This is a genomic window from Thermosynechococcus sp. PKX95 (assembly GCF_031583295.1).
Lineage (GTDB): Bacteria > Cyanobacteriota > Cyanobacteriia > Thermosynechococcales > Thermosynechococcaceae > Thermosynechococcus.
This window is the reverse complement of the sequence record NZ_CP134171.1, coordinates 2,127,692-2,147,939: the sequence shown is the minus strand read 5'-3', so window position 1 is coordinate 2,147,939 and position 20,248 is coordinate 2,127,692. Positions and strand designations below refer to the sequence as shown.

20 protein-coding genes and 2 tRNA genes are annotated in these 20,248 nt (G+C 54.2%); 11 read left to right on the top strand and 11 right to left on the bottom strand.

Annotation, left to right across the window (positions count from 1 at the left end; genetic code table 11):
• Window positions 1–37 precede the first annotated feature (37 nt).
• Window positions 38–784 carry a hypothetical protein gene (locus RHH81_RS10595; protein ID WP_206200139.1) on the bottom strand — a complete coding sequence of 249 codons (747 nt, stop codon included), beginning with the start codon at window positions 782–784 and terminating at the stop codon, window positions 38–40.
• A gap of 142 nt (window positions 785–926) precedes the next feature.
• Here RHH81_RS10595 and RHH81_RS10590 point away from each other — a divergent pair, with 142 nt between their 5' ends.
• Window positions 927–2,093 carry an aminotransferase class V-fold PLP-dependent enzyme gene (locus RHH81_RS10590; RefSeq protein ID WP_310743028.1) on the top strand — a complete coding sequence of 389 codons (1,167 nt, stop codon included), beginning with the start codon at window positions 927–929 and terminating at the stop codon, window positions 2,091–2,093.
• 36 nt (window positions 2,094–2,129) lie between these two features.
• Here RHH81_RS10590 and RHH81_RS10585 read toward each other — a convergent pair whose 3' ends face one another.
• The 6 genes from RHH81_RS10585 to RHH81_RS10560 all read right to left on the bottom strand — a co-directional run bounded on the left by RHH81_RS10585 (window position 2,130) and on the right by RHH81_RS10560 (window position 9,295).
• Entirely contained in the window at window positions 2,130–2,750 is a 621-nt protein-coding gene (locus tag RHH81_RS10585) for a hypothetical protein (RefSeq protein ID WP_206200137.1), read from the bottom strand.
• 149 nt (window positions 2,751–2,899) lie between these two features.
• Window positions 2,900–3,541, bottom strand: a complete 642-nt coding sequence (gene purN, locus RHH81_RS10580; RefSeq protein ID WP_302678273.1) for a phosphoribosylglycinamide formyltransferase — start codon at window positions 3,539–3,541, stop codon at window positions 2,900–2,902.
• Window positions 3,531–4,766, bottom strand: coding sequence for a S41 family peptidase (locus RHH81_RS10575; RefSeq protein WP_310743027.1), 1,236 nt, complete (start codon window positions 4,764–4,766; stop codon window positions 3,531–3,533). Before RHH81_RS10575 ends, purN begins: the two co-directional genes overlap by 11 nt.
• Before the next feature lie 94 nt (window positions 4,767–4,860).
• Complete coding sequence (locus RHH81_RS10570; RefSeq protein ID WP_310743026.1) at window positions 4,861–6,657, bottom strand: iron uptake porin; 1,797 nt, start codon at window positions 6,655–6,657, stop codon at window positions 4,861–4,863.
• A gap of 276 nt (window positions 6,658–6,933) precedes the next feature.
• A complete protein-coding gene (locus RHH81_RS10565) occupies window positions 6,934–8,616 on the bottom strand; it encodes a DUF3685 domain-containing protein (protein WP_310744293.1) in 1,683 nt (560 codons plus the stop codon).
• Between the two features lie 91 nt (window positions 8,617–8,707).
• Window positions 8,708–9,295, bottom strand: coding sequence for a Uma2 family endonuclease (locus RHH81_RS10560; protein WP_286627127.1), 588 nt, complete (start codon window positions 9,293–9,295; stop codon window positions 8,708–8,710).
• Window positions 9,296–9,653: 358 nt separating this feature from the next.
• Between RHH81_RS10560 and RHH81_RS10555 the strand changes: the two genes are divergently transcribed.
• From RHH81_RS10555 to RHH81_RS10525, 7 genes are all read left to right on the top strand, one after another.
• Window positions 9,654–10,655: a hypothetical protein gene (locus RHH81_RS10555; RefSeq protein ID WP_310743024.1), complete on the top strand. Its 1,002-nt coding sequence runs from the start codon at window positions 9,654–9,656 to the stop codon at window positions 10,653–10,655.
• Between the two features lie 93 nt (window positions 10,656–10,748).
• Window positions 10,749–11,900, top strand: a complete 1,152-nt coding sequence (locus tag RHH81_RS10550) for an NAD-dependent epimerase/dehydratase family protein (RefSeq protein ID WP_149819273.1) — start codon at window positions 10,749–10,751, stop codon at window positions 11,898–11,900.
• Between the two features lie 13 nt (window positions 11,901–11,913).
• On the top strand, window positions 11,914–12,750 hold the full coding sequence (locus RHH81_RS10545; RefSeq protein ID WP_310743023.1) for a sulfurtransferase: 837 nt from the start codon (window positions 11,914–11,916) through the stop codon (window positions 12,748–12,750).
• A gap of 30 nt (window positions 12,751–12,780) precedes the next feature.
• Window positions 12,781–13,377, top strand: coding sequence for a DUF3611 family protein (locus RHH81_RS10540; protein WP_302678267.1), 597 nt, complete (start codon window positions 12,781–12,783; stop codon window positions 13,375–13,377).
• Window positions 13,378–13,401: 24 nt separating this feature from the next.
• Window positions 13,402–14,106 carry an orotidine-5'-phosphate decarboxylase gene (pyrF, locus tag RHH81_RS10535; RefSeq protein ID WP_302678266.1) on the top strand — a complete coding sequence of 235 codons (705 nt, stop codon included), beginning with the start codon at window positions 13,402–13,404 and terminating at the stop codon, window positions 14,104–14,106.
• A 53-nt stretch (window positions 14,107–14,159) separates the two neighbouring features.
• A tRNA-Val gene (locus RHH81_RS10530) sits at window positions 14,160–14,231 on the top strand.
• A gap of 54 nt (window positions 14,232–14,285) precedes the next feature.
• A complete protein-coding gene (locus tag RHH81_RS10525) occupies window positions 14,286–14,618 on the top strand; it encodes a hypothetical protein (protein ID WP_206200129.1) in 333 nt (110 codons plus the stop codon).
• Here the strand turns inward: RHH81_RS10525 and glmU are convergent.
• The gene (gene glmU / locus RHH81_RS10520; protein WP_310743022.1) at window positions 14,615–15,964 is read right to left on the bottom strand and encodes a bifunctional UDP-N-acetylglucosamine diphosphorylase/glucosamine-1-phosphate N-acetyltransferase GlmU; all 1,350 of its coding nucleotides are present in this window, start codon (window positions 15,962–15,964) and stop codon (window positions 14,615–14,617) included. The genes RHH81_RS10525 and glmU overlap by 4 nt on opposite strands.
• Window positions 15,965–16,178: 214 nt before the next feature.
• Between glmU and RHH81_RS10515 the strand changes: the two genes are divergently transcribed.
• From RHH81_RS10515 to RHH81_RS10505, 3 genes are read left to right on the top strand one after another with little or no spacing between them, the layout of a single operon-like run.
• Window positions 16,179–16,907, top strand: coding sequence for an HpsJ family protein (locus RHH81_RS10515; protein WP_310743021.1), 729 nt, complete (start codon window positions 16,179–16,181; stop codon window positions 16,905–16,907).
• Window positions 16,908–16,944: 37 nt separating this feature from the next.
• A complete protein-coding gene (locus RHH81_RS10510; protein WP_302678264.1) occupies window positions 16,945–18,114 on the top strand; it encodes a SpoIID/LytB domain-containing protein in 1,170 nt (389 codons plus the stop codon).
• A 52-nt stretch (window positions 18,115–18,166) separates the two neighbouring features.
• Window positions 18,167–18,805 (top strand): histidine phosphatase family protein, encoded by a 639-nt coding sequence (locus RHH81_RS10505; RefSeq protein WP_206200125.1) that lies wholly within the window; start codon window positions 18,167–18,169, stop codon window positions 18,803–18,805.
• 1 nt (window position 18,806) lies between these two features.
• On the opposite strand, the gene frr is transcribed toward RHH81_RS10505, so the two are convergent.
• The 3 genes from frr to RHH81_RS10490 form a co-directional block, all read right to left on the bottom strand.
• Complete coding sequence (gene frr, locus RHH81_RS10500) at window positions 18,807–19,355, bottom strand: ribosome recycling factor (protein ID WP_149819259.1); 549 nt, start codon at window positions 19,353–19,355, stop codon at window positions 18,807–18,809.
• Window positions 19,342–20,070 (bottom strand): UMP kinase, encoded by a 729-nt coding sequence (pyrH, locus tag RHH81_RS10495; protein ID WP_310743020.1) that lies wholly within the window; start codon window positions 20,068–20,070, stop codon window positions 19,342–19,344. Before pyrH ends, frr begins: the two co-directional genes overlap by 14 nt.
• 52 nt (window positions 20,071–20,122) lie before the next feature.
• Window positions 20,123–20,196: transfer RNA gene (locus RHH81_RS10490), tRNA-Arg, on the bottom strand.
• Between the last annotated feature and the right edge of the window lie 52 nt (window positions 20,197–20,248).

Sequence of the window (20,248 nt, the reverse complement as noted above, 5' to 3'; positions counted from 1 at the left end):
GGCTCAAAAGTTGTCTGCTCAAATTCTTGGGCACGGGCTACCATGTGCGGGGCTGAAACTGCGCATCATTGAGAATCGCCACCCCATCTCCCGACTGCGCCAACACAAATAACCCTTGCCGATAGGCATAGCGAGCCACCTCAGGGGGCACGATCATCCCTGCCACCGCTCCCAAGAGCTGGGTGTCTCGATACTGGTGTGCCAAACGACGAAATTTCGCGATCCGCTCTAAATGCTCATCCACATCCCCTTGGCTCAGTTTGGTTTTCACCTCGACGAGAACCGCTTGATTGGTATTGACGACTAGCAGATCAATTTCTAAACTCTCATTGCCATCTTGGAGAATGACATCGCTGTAAAGCTGAGAGACGGCAATGCCGCGACTCTGAAATAGGCGCAGCACGGCGGGGCGCACCTGCCATTCCACAAATTCCCCAAGGCGATTGCCCAGTTTCCCCAGTTGCTGATTGAGTTGGCGCGCTTCTTCCCGCAACAAGCGTTCCGTTTCTTGAAATCGCCGATCCGTCTCTTGAAATCGCCGATCTGTCTCCTGAAATCGCCGATCCGTCTCCTGAAATCGCCGATCTGTCTCTTGAAATCGCCGATCCGTTTCTTGGAAGCGGCGCTCTGTTTCTTGAAAGCGGCGCTCTGTTTCTTGAAAGCGGCGCTCTGTTTCTTGGAAGCGGCGCTCTGTTTCTTGGAAATGGCGTTCGGTTTCCTTTTGAGCTTCTAACAGCTCCCCTAGTAATCGCCAAACATCGTCAGGAGTGTATGCCTTTGTCATGACTTAATTGACAGGATTAATTTACCGAGCCGTGCTTGCAAGTGCCGCCCCTTGAGTGGGGGAATGAAAAGGGGACTTGCTACAGATCTTTATCTTAAATCCTTTGCGGTAGCATCTATCTATCGCTCTGCAATCACTATCGATGAACCTAGAGACACTGCGCACCTACCACGACACCTACCCCGCCCTACTGAATAAGATCTACCTCAACTATGGGGGACAAGGGCCGCTGCACCAAGACACATGGCAGGCCATCATCCAGAGCGATCGCCACATTCAAGAGGAAGGCCCCTTTGCCAATCGCGTCTTTCCGTGGCTGAGCCAACAACTGCAAACCCTGCGGCAAGAACTGGCACAGCTTTTGGGGACGAGCGCCGAGACCATTGCCCTCACAGATTCTGTAACCACTGGCTGCAATATCGTTCTCTGGGGGATCAACTGGCAAGCGGGCGATCGCCTGCTGATTTCTAACTGTGAGCATCCGGGGGTAGTGGCGATTACCGAACAATTGGCGCGGCGGTTGGGGGTGGTGGTGGATCGGGTGGCCTTTTGGCCTTGGTGTGACGATGAGGTGGCCGCCATTGAAACCCAACTCCATCCCCGCACACGCTTGGTCGTCCTCAGTCATTTGCTGTGGAATACCGGGAAACTTTTGCCGTTGGAGAAAATTGTTGACCTTTGCCACCGTCGCGGCATCCAAGTCTTGGCGGATGGTGCCCAAAGTGTGGGTATGGTGCCCCTCAATTTACCCGCCTTGGGGGTGGACTACTATGCCTTTACAGGACACAAGTGGTGCTGTGGCCCTGCGGGTCTTGGCGGGCTGTACATTCGGCGCGATCGCTTGGCCACATTGGAACCCACCTTTATTGGCTGGCGCGGCATTCACCAAACCCGTGATGCCCAACCCGCCGGCTGGAAGGAGGATGCCAGTCGCTTTGAAGTGGCCACAACCGCCTTTTCCTTGGTACCGGGGTTAACCACTGCCCTGCGGGTGCATGATCAATGGGGGACTGCCCAAGCGCGATATGAGCGCATTTGTGAGCTGAGTCATTATCTTTGGCAACAGTTACAGGGCATGGTGGGTTTGACCTGCTTGAGTCTCGTGCCGCCGCCGTCGGGCTTGGTGGCCTTTCAGTTAGCTAATGGTCAGCATCGCCAATTGGTGCAAGACCTTGAGGCAGAGAATATCTTGGTGCGGGAATTGCTCTATCCTGCCTCGGTGCGAGCCTGTGTGCATTACTTTACGCTGCCGCAGGAGTGCGATCGCTTTGTTGCTACCCTCAAACACTGGCTCCAGAATCATCCTTAGGACGCTTGAGAATTGAATTAGAGCGATTAGAGTCACCTACCATGTACGGGGCTGAAACTGCACATCGTTGAGAATCGCCACCCCATCTCCTGATTGCGCCAACACAAACAAACCTTGCCGATAGGCATAGCGAGCTACTTCAGGGGGTACGATCATTCCTGCTACGGCGCCCAAGAGCTGGGTGTCCCGATACTGGTGTGCCAAACGACGAAATTTCGCGATCCGCTCTAAGTGCTCATCCACATCCCCTTGGCTCAGTTTCGTTTTCACCTCGACGAGGACGGCTTCATCAGTATTGACGACTAGCAGATCAATTTCTAAACTCTCGTTGCCATCTTGGAGAATGACATCGCTGTAAAGTTGAGAGACGGCAATTCCCCAACTCTGAAATAAGCGCAGCACGGCGGGGCGCACCTGCCATTCCACAAATTCCCCAAGGCGATTGCCCAGTTTCCCCAGTTGCTGGTTGAGTTGGCGCGCTTCTTCGCGCAGCAAGCGTTCCGTTTCTTGGAACCGTCGGTCAGTCTCTTGAAATCGCCGATCCGTTTCTTGGAAGCGGCGCTCTGTTTCTTGAAAGCGGCGTTCGGTTTCCTTCTGAGCCTCTAATAGTTCCCCCAATAACCGCCAAACATCTTCAGGGGTGTATGCCTGCGTCATGACTGGATTAACAATTGCTCACGGATACATCCCCAATCCTAATCCGAATCAATGCTCCCCACCGAGAAAAGGATGCTGACGCAATTCCCAAGCCAATCAGAAAAGCGGGTGGACCCTCGCCCTGAGAGATCCTTACTATTGGCTAAGGATCAGCAGGAAGCTTGTGATTGCCGCGCGGCAATGTCGGCGATCGCCTGCTTGAGAATGCGGTGTTCTTGGACTTGAATGCGGGCGTGGAGGGTGGCAGGCGTATCATCGGGGAGAACGGGCACTGCTGCTTGGACTAAAATTGGGCCACTATCCACTTCCTCTTCCACCAGATGGACGGTACACCCAGTAATTTTCACACCTGCTGCCAAGGCCTGCTCAACGGCATGCAATCCCCGAAAACTGGGGAGCAAACTGGGATGCAGGTTAATTACCCGCTGGGGGTAGGCATTGAGGAGGACAGGCGTCACAATCCGCATCCAGCCCGCCATCACTACCCACTCGACCCCATAGGCTTTGAGGGTTTCGACAATGGCCGCATCCAGACTTTCACGGCTGGGGTAGTGGCGATGGTTGAGCAGCACACTGGGAATCTGCCACTGTTTGGCGCGCTCTGCCACCAAGGCATCGGGATTGTTGTAGATCAGAACTTGAATTTGGGCAGCCAATTCCCCTTGGGCGATCGCCTCCGCGAGAGCAGCAAAGTTGGAGCCATTGCCAGAAGCTAAAACGCCTAACCGCAGGGGATGGGGCGCGGGCGCGATCGCTGGAGCAGAAGGGACAACAAGAGCCTCACTGGACATGACGGGCGTTACTGATTTTAGTGCTCAATAATTCTAAGGCCTTGGCCACCATTGGATCCGTGGGTCGTGCCACCAAGTTGGGATTGAGCCGCAATTCCAGATCACTACTGGGATCGACCGTCACCAGTACATCGGGGGTGATCCCCCCTGCGGCAATATCGCGCCCCTTTGGCGTCAGATAACGAGCTACTGTTACCACGAGGGCAGAGCCATCCCCCAGTTCATGAACTGCTTGAACCCGCACCTTGCCAAAAGTTGGTGTCCCCACCACGGTTGCGCGCCCCTGATCCTGCAAAGCAGCGGCTAAAATTTCACTGGCACTGGCGGAGGCCTGATTTACCAAGACCACGAGGGGCAACTGACTCAAGGCGCGTTGGCGGGCACGAATCGTCTCTTCTCGCTGGTTTTGCTGAATGCGCACAATCACCCCAGAATCGAGCCATTGGCGGCTAATTTCAATGCCGGCTTCTAGGAGTCCCCCCGGATTGTGGCGCAAATCCAGAATGAAGCCTTGAACTTTCTCCCGTTGCAGGATTTGGATCGCCGCTTGCATCTCTTGTTGGGAGCGGCTATTAAAACCACTGAGGCGAATGTAACCCACCCGAGGATGATTCAGAACCTGAAAATTCACTGTACGCGGAATTTCACCGGCGCGGGTGAGTTCGACACTAAAGGGTTGGGGTTTACCTTCACGGCGCACCAGTAGGCGCAACTGACTCCCCGCTGGCCCTCGCAACGCCAGATTGGCTCGCTCCAAGGTCAGGCGATCGCTCCCCCGACCGTTAATGGCCAGAATTTCATCTCCCACTTTCAAATTCGCCTTGGCAGCCACTGACCCCGCTTGGATTGCCTGAATGCGAAAGAGTTCCCCCGACTCCACGAGGGTGAGACCCACATCCACCTGCTGGCCTTGGGTTTGCAGGAGCAGTTGACGGTACGCTTGGGGCGGCAGAAAGCGGGTATAGGGATCATTGAGGCGGACAAGGGCTTGCTGAATCACCCGATAGGCGGCCTCGCGATCGCCATAGGGTTGGGAGAGCAACTCCTGACGAATGGCCTGCCAATCCAGACGATTGAAACTGCGATCCAGATAGCTTCTGTAGATAATTTGCCACGCCTCATCGACCAAGGCCTTGGGAGCATCCTTGAGCGTACTGGTGCCCCCCAGTGCTGACGGCATTCCCAATAGTGCAACACCGACGCCGAGAATTGCCCAGTATTTCACCCCACAAATCCATTGACAACGCCTCGCCCCTATTCTATCGTTCCCACATAAAAAAATCCCCCTCACAGGGAGGGGGAAACAGGTCAGTGCGGATTTAGAAGCTAAAGGTTGTCCGCACAGCGCCAACAACAATGGGGTCGTTGTTTGAGTTGCTGTTGGGGTTGAAGATGGCAATCACCCCAGGGGTAATCGAGATATTGCGACTCACGGCAAAGCGGTAGAAGCCCTCTAAGTGATAGGAGTTGAAGCGCGTGTAACTCTCGCCAGAAGTAGGAGGGACGTTTGTGATGCTAATGAGCTGCGGGGGCTGGCCAAAAACAAGACCCAGCAGATCTCCCTTCCGCCAGAGGTCAGGGGAAGCAAAGGTAATGGCCCAGTTGACAATTTCAGCCTCACGGCGGCCACTTGGCACAAAAGCATTCGGTCGAACACCATAAACATTGGCATACCCTGCCCAGCCCGCAACATTCAACTGCTTGATCGGGCGATAGGTAAACTGGAAGCCCACCGCATCCGCTGCTTGGTTAGGCACGTTGTTAGCTACACTAGGTGGTGGTGGAGCCCCCAAAGGGTTTGCCGCTGAGCGGAAACCAGAGCTACCTGTTCCCCCAAAGGGATCAAGGCCATAGGAGTGGGTGTAGGTCACCCCCAAGGCGAGGTTTTTAATGGGGCGCACATCCACCTGAGCCAAAGCAGCATAGGCACCATCAAAGAAGCCATTGAGGCCATTGTTCGCGACTCGATCAGGGTCGTTGGCAAAGGGTGCAAGGTAGCCCACATTGAGGGTGACGCCGGTGCCCCGTTCTTTATTTTGGATGAGGTCGTACTTAAAGGTCACACCCGCAGCATTGGCAGCACTTCCTGCACGGTAGATGGGATGGTAACGCCCAAAGCGAGAGAGGGCACCCGTATCACTGGATTGGAGGAAGGGGTTGAAATTGTTGACATTGTCGTTGAACTCACCCCCCACAAAATCTAGGATCATTTGACCGCGACGGGTCACTGGAAAGCTGTAGAAGGCTTTTTGCAGTTCAAATTGGTTATTATTATTGCCATCATAGCCAAGGCGCCCCATATTGGTGCCCATCAATCCGGCATAACCAGTAATATTAGCTGCTTGCAAGCGCAACCGTAGGCGATCCTTGCCATAGAAGCTGGTATCGAGGTTGAGACGAACGCGGTTGTTAACAACAGTGTTGTCATCAATTGGGGGTTGCACACCACCTAGACCAGGACGTAGTGCCCGCTCGTTCGTCAATATATCGGAGACGTTGAAGATAACCGTAGCGTTGAGCTTAGTGAGGGTGGCAAATTGAGTGGCTTCGAGGTTGGCAACGCGGCCTTCAAGGTTGGTGACGCGGCCTTTGATGACGGCGAGTTCATTGGCAAATTCCTGCATCAGGCGGCGCAGGGTTTCAAGGTCTTCCTTGGTGGCAAAGCGATCGCTAATTACATCGAGGCAGGCATTCAAAGCGGCTGCCATTTCATAACGAGTAGCGGCACGATTGCCACGGAAGGTGCCATCGGGATAACCGGCAATACAGCCGTATTTCTCGACAAGGGAGGCTAAGGCTTGATAGGCCCAGTCTGTAGGGCGCACATCCGAGAGTTGGCTAACGGAGGTCACTTGACCCATGCTCGATGTCGTAGGGACACGCCCCGCTTCTAGTTCGGCCACTGAGGGCACAGAGAGGTTGCTGCGGCGATTTTGGGCAACAAGTGTCGTGCTGGTGGGCAGTGTGGTTAGGGATTCAGTACCAGCAGTAGGGGTTTGAAACTGAGTGCTACTGAAGTTGGTCAAAGAGGTATCAGCGGCTGTCGCTGCACCTGCCAGCACACCCAACAATAAAACAGGCGAGGTCAAAACCAACCCCGGAAAAATGCGGGACATAACGTCTTACTCCTTCACTCCTCAATGAACTTGTCCTAAAGAACGAGTCCCTAAGACAGAATTCTCCTTCAATTATTGATCCTACTGAGATGCTCGCTAAAGTTATTCATCTGCCAGCAAGCTGAGCTATCAGGCTTTCTTACAGAGGCTTTAGCACATCTCATAGAAACTATCCCCCAAGGGGCAGAGATAGTTACTTATCAGCCAGATTCTAACACCGTGTTCGTTGGCTTAAGGTTATCTCAAGGTTAGGAGCCGTTTAAGAATTAGGCCGGCTCAAGGTTTGGATGAGGTTTTTTGGGCTTCAGAACGACTCCAGCCACTGCTAACGGATTGACCAATTCCCTGCAAAATGCCGCGGCCAATCAGCCCCAAACCGCGACCAATCACCTGCGTCAGCAGATACACCACTCCCTTGCCGACCCAAGCCACCACTGCCCGTACTGGGGGGGCTAAAGCATCACGCGCCTCCAGCGCCAAGGTTAGAGCGTAGGGAATCCCCTCGAGTTGCATCAGTTCCTGTTGACGGGGGACGGTCAGCGCTAGTTCCTGAATTCCTCGCTCCGTGAGCCGCAGTAAGACCAAACGACTTTCAAAGATATCTTGGGGTTCCTTGACCCAGCGCCGCCAGCGGTAATGCCAAGAGAGAGCGTTGCGAAAGCGTTCCATTTCCCGCGTTGAGGTGTATTGCGGCTGAAAAAATGTCTGTTGAATCACTGCACTATAGCAACACCGATTCAGCAGCGGATAAACAATGCCATTGGCGACAGTGAGCAACCAGTGATCGAGGAGGGCATCGAGGATCTCCAAGGCGGCAGCAGTGCCGTAGCGATAGGTCTGCTGATGGAGGGTGAGGGGCTGTTGCACCAGTAAATGAGCCAGCATCTCCGCCACAAAGGGGATTGGCTTCAGATAGACGCTGGCCACAGTTTCTCTTTCTGTGAGCAATTGCTCAATCAGGTCGGCGTCACTGCCGAGGGCAAAACGATAGGGACGAAAAAACTCCCGCAGGCTCTGTTCCCACAGGTCTTGCAGTAGGGAGCTACCCCGCTGGTGCAGAAATTCAATACTGGGTGGTGTTGCTTGTAAAGTGCGCACGAGGAGATCCCACTGCCGCAGGATGGTATAGAGCAGTTCCCGCCGCTGTTGTAGGGTGAGCACCTCTAACTCCAAAGGCCGCGACGTTAGGTTCAAGAGATCCGACTGCATCCGTTGTAAGCAGCGATCCACCAATTGGGAAATGATCTCAATCTGCGGACGCACGGGGGACACTACTGGCGCAGGAGGGGCTTGAGTTGGCTGTGGCAAGAAACGGGAGACTAACCAGCGGGCGGCACGAATTTCCCGATGGCGACCTTCACACACCAGCCGTTCGAGGGCAGAGAGGCGCGATCGCCCCAAGTACTGATCCAAACCCTGTAACCACGCATCCATTTCCCCCAATCCCTGCTGCAGAACCTGATACCGCCAACGATCCCACGGATTGGGAAAGAGCACACTCAAGGGGGGTTTTGGGGGCGTGACGGTGTGAACGATTTCCCCTTGGGCAATGGCCAGAATTGCCGCCAAGAGATCACTCAGCGCCGTATTGCGATGGTAAATGCCTTCGACACCCGCCTGTTGGGCAAGGGAAACTAACTCAAGGGCAGCGGGTCGGACAGTGAGAATTATCCGCAGGGCAGGATAGTGCTGCTTCAACCACTGCCACAGCCAAGGGGTAGTGGCATCATTCACTGTGAGTTGGGCATCACAGAGAACAACCCAAGGCGTGCGTTCTTGATCGAGGGGCGTGTTTTCCAGATAGGTGATCAGACCATGGCCATCGTGAAAGACCAGCGGCTCAATCCCCAACTGCTGCTGAATTCCTGTCCAAAGGCCAAGACGCACCACATCCTCTCCCTCGACAATGATGAGACCAAAGTTGGGGGAGGCATCAGCAGTGATAGGGGACATCGACATTTGCGCAAGACTTAGTTGGGGTTGGGACTATTCAGATATTGACTGACAAGCCGCGCCATGATAATTTGCCATGACAATTAAGGAATTCTTTTTAGGACTCACCTAACTCAACGTCTGCATAGAGATCACTGAGTTTTAAGGAAGTCTGTAACGAGGGCAGTAGTAGTTCCTGCGTAATATCTTGCCAAATCGTGAGCAGCCATTGATATTCAGCCTGCCGCAAATATTGTTCAACACAGGGGCGATCTTGGCTAATCAGGAGATATTCTTGCAGGGTTGGAATCTGACGATAGTCGAAAAATTTTGTCCCGCGATCGCGATCCGCTGTCGAAGGCGATAAAACCTCAGCAATGAAAATCGGCTGCATCACCACATCGTTGCGTCCCGCCACTAGGGGCACCGGCTTCGGCGTCACCATAACATCAGGATAGTAGTACGACTGCGTTTCCGGAATCCAGAGGCGTTGATCTGTGACAAAGACGCGGTAGGGCTGTCCCTTGAGTGCCAAACTCAACAGAACAGTTAAGGAACGAACCAACTCATTATGATTAACGCTGCCCCCGGGCATAGTGTAAAGTTCTCCTTGGCGATACTCATGGCGCTCCGTTGCCACCACTTCTTGAGCTAAGTAAGCTTCCGGAGTGAGGTACGTGACCGCTGGCTCCAATACTGTGGTCATCAGAGTTCCCGTCAACGCGATAGTTCAATCCTAAGCAATTCAACGCCCCTTTCTAACATATGGGGTACACGGTGAAATGTTCTTCTACTAGGGTTTTGAGCGTGGTCAATTCTTGGGACAGAGTCTGTCAGTGAAACGTCGCCAAATCAACCGCTTACTCCTCTGGGGAAATGCAGCCTTGGTAGCCAGTTTGACCCTCCGCTAATGGTGTGAAGCCCAAACGCGGGTTCCCGATGACAGCGAATTTCACCTGTTGTTTGGGACGGCAAGGTCTATATTGCCTATATTGCCGCACGGGATGGTTATCTCTATTGTTTGGGATAGGCTATACTGCTGAAGCTGTGGTTTTCGCCGACCAATGGAGCCAACGCCTGACTTTGTTTTGCCCATTCCGGCTGCGGATACTCCCCTCTCTGAGGAGGAATTTCTTCAACAGATGCGCCAAGCGTGGCAGGTGTGTGAGCGCTTTGATCTACAAACAGAGATCTGGCGGGGGCAAATTCTACGGGCGGTGCGCGATCGCTATCGCCATCAAGGGGATGAGCGGGGTATTGGCTTTCAGCAGTGGCTCCAGGAACACGAAATCAGTAAACGCCGTGCCGATGATTTGATTCAGTTGGCCGATCGCGCCGATGAATTGCTCAAGGAACGTCCCCTGCCCCCCGAAGCCATTTCTCGCTTTAGTAAACGCGCCTTTTTGGAGACCGCCGCAGCGGATCCTGAGGTGCAAGCCCTGATTACCCAAGCCGCAGCAGCGGGCGATCGCATTACCCACCGTGAAGTGCGCCAACTCCAAGCGGAATGGACGGCTCTGCACTCTGATCTCTTACCGCCAGTGGTGCGCCAAAAGGCCAGCGATCGCACCCTTGCCCCCCGCTACGTTGCCCCCTTAGTCAAAGAATTAGAAAAGCTCCCCCCCCAACAGCAGCAGGAACTCTCCCAAGAACTGGCCAGCGATCCCAGTGTGGAAACGGTTAAGGAAATCACGGCGACGGCTCGCCAACTCAGCCGCTATCTTGAGGCCGCTCCCCAAATTCAAGCCCTCAAGACCCACCCTGTGGATCTGGAACAAGTCCTGATCGAAGCCCAGCGCCTTGAGCAACTGCAAACCGTTGCCGATCTCCTGCAGCAGGCCGCCCAACTGGAAAGTACCATTGCTCGGCTTTATACCACGTGGCAGCGCCTCAGCCATTTGAGCGATCGCCTCTACCAAGAATCGGGTGCCAGCACACCGCAATTACAAGCCCTATTAGAAGCCTTGGATTTTCTCTCTGGCGATATGGTGCAAATTGACTTAGCGGGACAAACCATTAAATTACATATCTTTTCTGAGAGTCAAACTCGCGCCCCCGAATTCTAACCCAATGGATCACCGATGTCCCCATTACTGGTAACGTGGTATGGAAGCCATTCAATGGCTGGCGGAGTAGTTATCGATTTCAGCACGGTTAGCATGAGAGTCCTCGTAATTGGCGGTGATGGTTATTGCGGCTGGGCGACAGCCCTCTACCTTTCAAATCGTGGCCATGATGTTGCGATTTTAGATAGCCTAATTCGGCGCCACTGGGATGCCGAACTCTGTGTCGAGACCCTCACACCGATCGCCCCCATTCAGCACCGTCTGCAACGCTGGCAGGATCTCACTGGCAAAAAGATTGGCCTTTATATTGGCGATATTTGTAACTATCACTTCCTTGAGCGCGCCATGCTGGAGTTTCAGCCCGAGGCGATCGTCCACTTTGGCGAACAGCGCTCCGCCCCCTACTCCATGATTGATCGTGAACACGCCGTCCTCACCCAAGTCAATAACGTGGTCGGCACCCTCAACCTACTGTACGCCATCCATACCCACAACCCCGACTGCCACCTAGTGAAACTAGGCACGATGGGTGAATACGGCACCCCCAACATTGACATTGAAGAGGGCTACATCACCATTGAGCACAATGGTCGCAAGGATACATTGCCCTATCCCAAGCAGCCCGGTAGCTTCTATCACCTCAGTAAAGTTCACGATAGCCACAACATTCACTTTGCCTGCCGCATTTGGGGCTTGCGCGCCACCGATTTGAACCAAGGGGTAGTCTATGGCGTGCTCACCGAAGAAACGGGCATGGATGAATTGCTGATCAACCGCCTTGACTACGACGGTATCTTTGGCACCGCCCTCAATCGCTTCTGTATTCAAGCTGCCATTGGTCATCCCCTGACGGTCTATGGCAAGGGCGGGCAAACTCGCGGTTTCTTGGATATTCGCGATACCGTGCGTTGTATCGAATTGGCCGTTAACAACCCCGCCGCACCGGGTGAATTCCGCGTCCTCAACCAATTCACAGAACAATTTAGTGTCGGTGACCTTGCCCACAAAGTCCAAGAAGCGGGTAAAGCCCTCGGCCTCAAGGTGGAAATCCAGCACCTCGAAAACCCCCGTGTTGAAAAAGAAGAGCACTACTTCAACGCCAAAAACACCAAACTGCTGGATTTGGGACTGCAACCCCACTACCTGTCGGATTCGCTCCTCGACTCCCTGCTGAACTTTGCCATCAAGTACAAAGACCGGGTGGATGTTAATCACATTCTGCCCAAAGTGAAATGGCGCGCCTAAACCCACGGCCGCTATGACCCCCTATGCCGTAACGGCGTCTTGGTTGGCTGAGCATTTGGCCGATCCCGCAGTGGTGATTGTGGATTGCCGCTTTGACCTCATGGACATCACCCGCGGGCAACGGGAGTATGATCAGGGGCACATTCCAAGAGCCTACTATCTCGACCTAGAGCAGGATCTCTCCAGCCCTCGGCAAGAGCGTGGCGGGCGTCATCCCCTACCCGATCCAGAGAAGTTGGCAGCACGGCTCAATCAAATGGGGATTACCCCAGACACCTTGGTGGTGGCCTACGATGATTCGCGGTTTGCCTATGCCGCTCGCTGCTGGTGGCTCTTACGTTGGCTGGGACACGATCGCGCAGCGGTGCTTGATGGTGGCTATCGCGCCTATGTCGAAGCCGGGTATCCGACAACCCCTGAGGTTCCCTCGCCTCGACCGGGCAATTTCCAGCCCCATCCTCATTCGCAGTGGGTGGTGGATCGGACTGGCGTGATGGCTGCTCAAGCTGACCCCCAGACAGTGATTGTGGATGCCCGCGAACCCCGTCGCTATCGCGGTGAAATTGAACCCATTGATCCGATCGCGGGTCATATTCCCGGAGCAGTGAATTATCCGTGGCAGGCCATCTCCGATGCACAGGGGCGCCTGAAATCTGTGGCGGAACTGCAAGCCCACTGGCAGCCTTTGGCTGAGGCTGAGCAAATTATTGTCTATTGCGGATCGGGGGTAACGGCCTGTGTGGATATTTTGGGGCTGGCGATCGCTGGCCTGCATCAAACCAAGCTCTATGCGGGCAGTTGGAGCGATTGGTGTTCCTACTTGGCGGCACCTCATGACCGTTCGCTATGATCAAGCCTAAGCCCTCTTCCTCACCCGACCATGGAACGTCTTCCCAGTAATGCCCCCCCACCATCCCATCGAAGTACGACCCAGCCTCTCCACCGTCTTGGCCGTGAACTGCAACGCTTTGGCTGGATTGGCTTTTGGACACAGGTCGTCCTTGGCTTTGTCTCGCTGTTGATTATTATCATTGTTATCTTTAGTCGCCAATTTAACATCAATCGTCCGCAAAATGGCATGAATAGTCCCACACTGGGCTTAGTGCTGGCGATTATTGGTCTAGTGTTTTTGGGCGTGAGTATTTACTGCTGCTATCGCTATCCGCAACTGGGACGACGCTTGGATCGCCCAGAAAAACGCCCGACCAAGGAGCACGTGATCCGCAGTTTGAATATTGGTCTCTGGGTAAATATTGCGGGCATGATTTTTACGGTGGCTGCCGCAGAGTGGAATGTGGGCATGTTGTTGCTCAAGGTGCTGTCAATTCCCCAAGGGGCGGCGGTCTATGCCACTAATGTCTTGATTGAGCCGTTGGAGATTTTTGTGATTCAGGCGAAGGTGAATACGATTGCCGCTCAGTTGACGGGTATTATTGTGGCGCTGTGGTTGTTGCGCTGTGTGCGCCGTCCCCTGTGAATCGTCTGAGGAGATCCAAGAGACTTGTTTAATTCTCAAGAGGCTGTTGCCAGCAAAATTATTGTGGCCTTGGATGTGCCCAATTTGGAGGTCGCGATCGCCACTATTCATACGCTGCCCCAAGTGCAATTTTGGAAGGTGGGGCTAGAACTCTTTTGTGCCAGCGGGCCGATTATTCTCGATGTCCTCAAGGATCAGGGGAAGCGTATCTTTCTCGATTTGAAGCTCCACGATATTCCCAATACGGTGGCCGCCGCAGCCCGGGCGATCGCCCCCTATGGCGTGGACTTTGTGACTATCCATGCGGCAACGGGATTAGCGGGTCTGAAAAGCGCGCAGGCGGCTCTAGGGGGAAGCGCCACCCAACTCATTGGGGTGACCTTGCTCACCAGCATTGACGCAAACACCCTGCAGCAAGAACTCCAGATTCCCCTTGATCCGGCCACCTATGTTGAACGCATGGCTGATCTAGCCCATCAAGCGGGACTGGCGGGCATTGTCTGCTCTCCTCAGGAGGCGGCACGGGTAAAACAACGCTGCGGAGAGGAGTTCTTGAGAATTTGTCCGGGGATTCGCCCCCTTGGTACTGCCACAGGGGATCAAGCGCGATCGCTGACGCCCAATGCCGCCTTTGCTGCTGGTGCCTCTTACCTTGTAATTGGCCGTCCGATTTTACAAGCAGCGGATCCCGCCGCAACCTTTGATGAAATTTGCCGCAGCGTTGTTTAAGGCAATTTACAAAAACCTGCAATCCAAGATATGATTAAGAATTGTCTGAACTAGGGCGATTAGCACAGTGGTAGCGCACTTCCTTCACACGGAAGGGGTCACTGGTTCGAATCCAGTATCGCCCATTGCTTAGTTCAAGTTATAAGATGAACATAATCAGACGAGTTTAGGACTCTGCCATGAGTACCCCGATTCCGCCGATTCAGCTTCCCCCTTGTGGTGACTGCACTGCGGATGCGGCATGGTTGGAGGCAGCTCTTCTCGATTGGCTCAACACCGAGTATTTGCCAGAAGCTGTGAATCGAGCGATCGCCCAGCGAGCCGCCCAAGTGTACCGCCGTCAGCGGCTGGAAGGGGAGCATGATCTTGGCGGCATTCTCTTGGCTCTGGTCACGGAGTTGCAAGAGTTTGATTTTTCCCAAAGCTTCTATAGCGAGTTTGCGGTTGCTAATGCGGTGAGTGATCTGCTCCTGCGGCGGCTGGGCATTGAACCCTGCTGTGGGGCGGGCTAGGCTTTGGGGTGCCAGTTGGGCTTGACCACTTGACGACAGCGGGCAATGACAAGGGCATTAGCCGGTACATCTTCTGTCACCGTTGAACCCGCCGCCACCGTAACATTTTCGCCGAGGGTTACCGGAGCCACTAAAACACTGTTAGCCCCGGTCTTGGTGCCGCTACCGATATGGGTGGGGTGCTTGCGCACGCCGTCGTAGTTGGCGGTAATGGTTCCTGCCCCGATATTGACGCGATCGCCCAAGGTGGCATCGCCTAGGTAGGACAGATGAGAGGCCTTGGTGTCACTGCCCAACTGCGCTTTTTTTAGCTCGACAAAGTTACCAATGCGGCAGTGATCGGCAACCAGGCTTTGCTGGCGGATGTGGGCAAAAGGCCCCACTTGGGTATCATGGCCAATCTCACTGTCGCTAATCACGGCATAGCGAGCCGTCACCCGTTCGCCAATCACACTGTTTTCAATCAAAGTGCCGGGGCCAATGATGCTACCACTGCCAATACGGGTTTGGCCGCGCAGGTGAGTTTGGGGTTCAATCACCACATCGGGAGCCAGCTCCACGGTGTCCTCAATGGTAATGCTGGCCGGATCAATCAGGGTCACCCCCGCCTGCATCCAAGCAGTTTTGATGCGATTTTGCAGCACTTGATAGGCTGCCGCCAACTGCACGCGATCGTTAACGCCCAAAATTTCCTCATAGTCTTCCACGTCTACCGCCATCACAGGACTGAGGGCATTGACGGCATCGGTGAGGTAGTATTCCTGCTGATCATTGTTGGATTGGAGATGGGGCAACACAGCAGCCAGTTGGGGCCAGTGGAAACAATACACCCCAGCATTGATGCGGCGGTTTTGCTTTTGGGCTGTGGTGCAGTCACGGTCTTCAATAATTTGCTTCAAGATATTCTGACTGTCACAAATCACACGGCCATAGCCCTGGGGGTTGGGAATTTGTGCCGTTAAAATCGTGGCCGCATTGTTGTGTTTCTGGTGGACTGCGAGCAACTTCGCCAGCGTCTCCCCACGCAAGAGGGGCACATCGCCATTGAGTACCAAAAGATGGCCTTCATAGTCCTTGAGGTGGGGCAAAAGCTGCTGTACCGCATGACCCGTTCCCAGTTGTTCGCGCTGCTCGACAAACTCCACGTGGGGTTGATCCGCTAAGGCAGCCCGCACTGTGTCGCCTCCATAACCAATGATCACAAACTGCCGTTGCGGTTGCAGAGATTGAACTTGGTGCAAAACCCAGCCCACCAGCGATCGCCCACCTAGGGGATGGAGAACTTTTGGCAGCGAGGATTTCATCCGTGTGCCTCGTCCTGCCGCTAAGACTGCCACAATGACCATGGATTTGTTGTGCCTCAATGCGCAAAGGGATGGCAAACGAGCAATACTGGGGAGAAGCAGCCCAGCCGCATCAGCGCCATGCACAATTGGAGTATACCAAGGTTGCGGTAGCCAAAGATAGCAGCACCACAGGCGAGTCAATGCGTCCAAGATGCATCAACGACCCCAAAATCCAGTAAGGTTGATGCAGTAGTTGACGAGTCACTCACAGTCCATGACTGCTTCAAAATCAACCAAGCGACCTGTCCCCTTGGCGGCTCAGTTCCTAAAATTGGTGGGAATCATCCTGCTCCTCACCTTTTTGGTCGAGTGGAGCATTCTCTTTATTACTCCCCAGTTCAATAATAGCCAGTGGCAACTCACGGTCGTTAACCAATTCATTGAGCGCGGTGCCACCCCCTTGATTGGGTTTGTCTTTATCTACACTGGCTTTTGGATTCAAGCGGTTTCTGGCAGTACGACGCAGCCGGAGCCGGGGGAACCTGCCCTCAAGGATTGGCGATTTTGGGTCTTTGTCCTCTCGAGTTTGCTAGGATTGCTCTGCCTGCTGGGGATTCCCCTCTACCTATCGATTACGGGGCAAATTACGGAACAGGCGGTCAACCAAATCAATCAAGAGGCGGCACAGGCAGAAATTCGGGTTGAGCAGGAACAGCAGCAAATTAAACAATTGGCCAGTAGCGGTCAACTGGAGCAACTCCTGAAAAGCAATCAACTGCCCCCCGATCAACAGGCGATTCTCGAGCAGTTACAAAAAGACCCCCAAGCCCTTGATAAACAAGCGGGTCAGGCACGGGAGCGCATCCGCAACCAACAACAGGAAGCGGTGAATCGGGCGCAACAGGAAGCCTTTGTGAATCGTCTCAGGGTAGGACTTCGTAGTTTTCTATTGGCAGTGGGCTTTATTACCATTGGTTGGAGTGGTCTGCGCGAACACCGCTAGGCATCGTCACCATTGCCGCCTACCTGAGGAGTAGAATATGCTTTACCTCATTGTACGTTGGCGTCTTCTGTCGCAGTCGCTGGGTCTCGGCTGCTTGATCAGCCTGCTGCTCCAACTGACGGCCGCAGCAGTGGAATTGCGGGTCGCGGTTTTAGATCGGGTACGCCAAGTAACAATCAGTAGCTCCACCCCAGCACAATTACGGGATGAGGCGGGTCGGGTGCTGACAGTGGCACCGCAGCAGAATATTACGGCTGTGCTCACGGGGGCGGGGGTACAAGCAGGGGGTGTGCAGGGGCGGCAAGTTTTCCTCGAACCTCGAGACCATGGCCTCGTGCGGGTGGGCGATCGCTGGTATCGCGGGCGGTTGCAATTGGTGAGTACCAGTGAGGGGATTATCGCCATCAACCTTGTGGATTTAGAGGAGTATCTGCCCAGTGTCGTGGGCAAGGAAATGTATCCCTCTTGGCCGCTGGAAGCCCTCAAAGCTCAAGCGGTGGCCTCCCGTTCCTTTGTCCTCTTTCGGCGCGATCGCGAACGCCGTCGTCCCGGTAGTCTTTTTGATGTCGGTGCCACCGTCACCCATCAGGTGTATCCGGGGGTCAGTTCAGAAACCGCCAGTACCCTAGCTGCCGTTGCCGCCACACGCGGTCAAGTGCTCACCTACAATGGCCAAATCATTGAAGCCGTCTTCCATGCCTCCTCAGGGGGTCACACCGAAAATTCAGAGCACATTTGGCAAAATGCCGTTCCCTACCTGCGCGGTACCCCTGACTTTGACCAAATCTCCCCCAACTTTCAGTGGACGGTGCGTTTCACGGCGGCACAACTGCAACAACGCCTCCCCGGTATTGGTACCATCGTTGGCTTTCGCCCCTTGCAATTGACTCCCCAAGGGCGAGTCATGGCAGTGCAAGTGGTGGGCACAGCAGGTAGCCGCACCATTTCAGGTAGTGAACTACGGCGGGTGTTGGGATTGCGCAGTACCCTACTGACGATTACGCCAGAGTATGGCAACGTGGCCAGTCAAAGGGGGCAAAGTGTGCCAGTGGCCTTTACAATTACTGGCCGGGGTCACGGTCATGGCTTGGGCATGAGTCAATGGGGGGCTTACGGTATGGCATTACAGGGCTACACCTACGACCAAATTTTGGGGCATTATTACCAAGGCGTTACATTGAGTGTATTGGACACGACTCAGCGTTGACGAGCTTTGTGCCCCTCGACTATGCTGCCCCTAGCGGTATGGGGTGAAGGTTGTGGTCTTAACACTCTATTTCTTGCGCCACGGGCAAACTAGCTTTAGTCGCGCCAATGCCTACTGTGGAGAACTGGATCCACCCTTAACGGATGCCGGTCTAGCGATGGCTGAGGCCTTTGCCGAACACTATGCTCAGTTGCCTTGGCAAGCCGTCTTTGTCAGTCCAACGTTGCGCACTCGAACCACGGCACAGTTTTTGTGCGATCGCGTGGGTCTTCAAATGCAGGTTCGCGATGGTCTGCGGGAAATTTACTATGGTCAGTGGGAAGGCCTCTCCCCGGAAGAGGTGAATGCCAAGTTCCACGATGATTATGTGCGCTGGCTGGCGGATCCGGGCTGGAATGCGCCCACAGGGGGTGAGCGGGGGATTGACATCTACTACCGCAGTAATGCCGTTCTCTTAGAAATTGAGCGGGAGTATCCCGACGGCAATGTTCTGCTGGTTTCCCACAAGGCCACCATTCGGATTATGCTCTGTGGTCTTCTGGGTATTGATGTGGGACGATTTCGCGATCGCATTGCTGCCCCAGTAGCCAGTGTCAGTATTGTCGAATATACCTCCCGTGGGCCATTGCTCCTTGCCCTTGCGGAGCGATCGCACCTGAGTCCCGAACTGCGGCACTTGCCGGGCACCTAGCCTATACGGTCATAATGTCCTTTTCTTTCTCGGCGAGCAGGGCATCAATTTTACCGATGTATTTATCGGTGAGCTTTTGCACTTTCTCTTGCAAGTCTTTCACTTCATCTTCAGTGAGTTCGCCGGCTTTGCCCTCTTTTTTGATGTGATCAATGGCATCACGACGGATGTTGCGAATGGCAACTTTGCCCCCTTCGGCAATTTTGGCGGCAGTTTTCACCAGTTCTTTGCGTCGCTCTGTGGTCAAGGGCGGAATATTGAGGCGGACGCTGGAGCCATCGTTGTTGGGCGTCAATCCTAAGTCAGAGAGTTGAATGGCTTTTTCAATGCTGGCCAATGTGGAGCGATCGTAGGGCTGAATCAAAATCGTGGTTGCATCGGGGGTAGAGATGTTGGCCAAGGAGCGCAAGGGGGTTTCCGTGCCGTAGTAATCCACCATCACCCGGTCTAATAACGCCGCGTTGGCGCGACCCGTGCGGATACTATTAAAGTCATGCTGGGTTGCTTCAACCGATTTTTGCATCCGCTCTTCGACATCAGCTAATTTCACAGGAGCCTCCAACCATCGTACCAATGGGTTCCCCAGTCAAGGCACGGTAGATATTACCGGCCGTTTCTAAACTAAACACAATAATGGGGATATCATTATCTTTACACAGGGCGATCGCTGTACTGTCCATCACCGCCAAGTTATGGGTGAGGGCATGGGTGTAGGTGAGACTGCGGTAGCGACGCGCATTCGGATTTTTGTGGGGATCGGCATCATAGACGCCATCGACTTTAGTGGCTTTGAAGATCACTTCGGCATCAATTTCGGCAGCTCGCAGGGCGGCTGTTGTGTCAGTGGTAAAAAAGGGATTTCCTGACCCGGCTCCAAAGATGACCACCCGGCCCTTTTCCAGATGGCGAATGGCACGGCGACGAATGTAGGGTTCGGCCACCTCCTGCATGGCAATGGCAGTTTGTACCCGCGTAGGGACATTCATTTGTTCGAGGGCGTCCTGCAGGGTCATGGCATTCATAACGGTGGCAATCATACCGATGTAGTCTGCGGTCGCCCGATCCATGCCAGCAGCCGCTCCTTTCACACCGCGAAAGATATTGCCACCCCCCACCACAATGGCAGTTTGAACTCCCGCTTGCACCACCTGAGCAATTTCGCTGGCAAATGCCTGCACCACTTTTGGATCAATGCCGTAGTTCAGGTTGCCCATGAGGGCTTCACCGCTCAATTTGAGCAATACGCGGCGATATTTAGGACTCATTGCGAGGATTCTTACACTCCAATACGCTCCCCATCAACGATAGCAGGTTAGACGCGCCCGGTTGGACTCGAACCAACGACCAATCGCTTAGAAGGCGAGTGCTCTATTCCGCTGAGCTACGGGCGCACTTTTGAACATTTTCCCACAAGGCATAAGCTGAAAGTAAGATCTTCATAGT

Bases quoted from the DNA above. Each gene is read 5' to 3' on its own strand.
- RHH81_RS10595 (WP_206200139.1), bottom strand. From the start codon at position 784: ATGACAAAGGCATACACTCCTGACGATGTTTGGCGATTACTAGGGGAG.
- RHH81_RS10590 (WP_310743028.1), top strand. From the start codon at position 927: ATGAACCTAGAGACACTGCGCACCTACCACGACACCTACCCCGCCCTA.
- RHH81_RS10585 (WP_206200137.1), bottom strand. From the start codon at position 2,750: ATGACGCAGGCATACACCCCTGAAGATGTTTGGCGGTTATTGGGGGAA.
- purN (WP_302678273.1), bottom strand. From the start codon at position 3,541: ATGTCCAGTGAGGCTCTTGTTGTCCCTTCTGCTCCAGCGATCGCGCCC.
- RHH81_RS10570 (WP_310743026.1), bottom strand. From the start codon at position 6,657: ATGTCCCGCATTTTTCCGGGGTTGGTTTTGACCTCGCCTGTTTTATTG.
- RHH81_RS10565 (WP_310744293.1), bottom strand. From the start codon at position 8,616: ATGTCGATGTCCCCTATCACTGCTGATGCCTCCCCCAACTTTGGTCTC.
- RHH81_RS10560 (WP_286627127.1), bottom strand. From the start codon at position 9,295: ATGACCACAGTATTGGAGCCAGCGGTCACGTACCTCACTCCGGAAGCT.
- RHH81_RS10555 (WP_310743024.1), top strand. From the start codon at position 9,654: ATGGAGCCAACGCCTGACTTTGTTTTGCCCATTCCGGCTGCGGATACT.
- RHH81_RS10550 (WP_149819273.1), top strand. From the start codon at position 10,749: ATGAGAGTCCTCGTAATTGGCGGTGATGGTTATTGCGGCTGGGCGACA.
- RHH81_RS10545 (WP_310743023.1), top strand. From the start codon at position 11,914: ATGACCCCCTATGCCGTAACGGCGTCTTGGTTGGCTGAGCATTTGGCC.
- RHH81_RS10540 (WP_302678267.1), top strand. From the start codon at position 12,781: ATGGAACGTCTTCCCAGTAATGCCCCCCCACCATCCCATCGAAGTACG.
- RHH81_RS10525 (WP_206200129.1), top strand. From the start codon at position 14,286: ATGAGTACCCCGATTCCGCCGATTCAGCTTCCCCCTTGTGGTGACTGC.
- glmU (WP_310743022.1), bottom strand. From the start codon at position 15,964: ATGGTCATTGTGGCAGTCTTAGCGGCAGGACGAGGCACACGGATGAAA.
- RHH81_RS10515 (WP_310743021.1), top strand. From the start codon at position 16,179: ATGACTGCTTCAAAATCAACCAAGCGACCTGTCCCCTTGGCGGCTCAG.
- RHH81_RS10510 (WP_302678264.1), top strand. From the start codon at position 16,945: ATGCTTTACCTCATTGTACGTTGGCGTCTTCTGTCGCAGTCGCTGGGT.
- pyrH (WP_310743020.1), bottom strand. From the start codon at position 20,070: ATGAGTCCTAAATATCGCCGCGTATTGCTCAAATTGAGCGGTGAAGCC.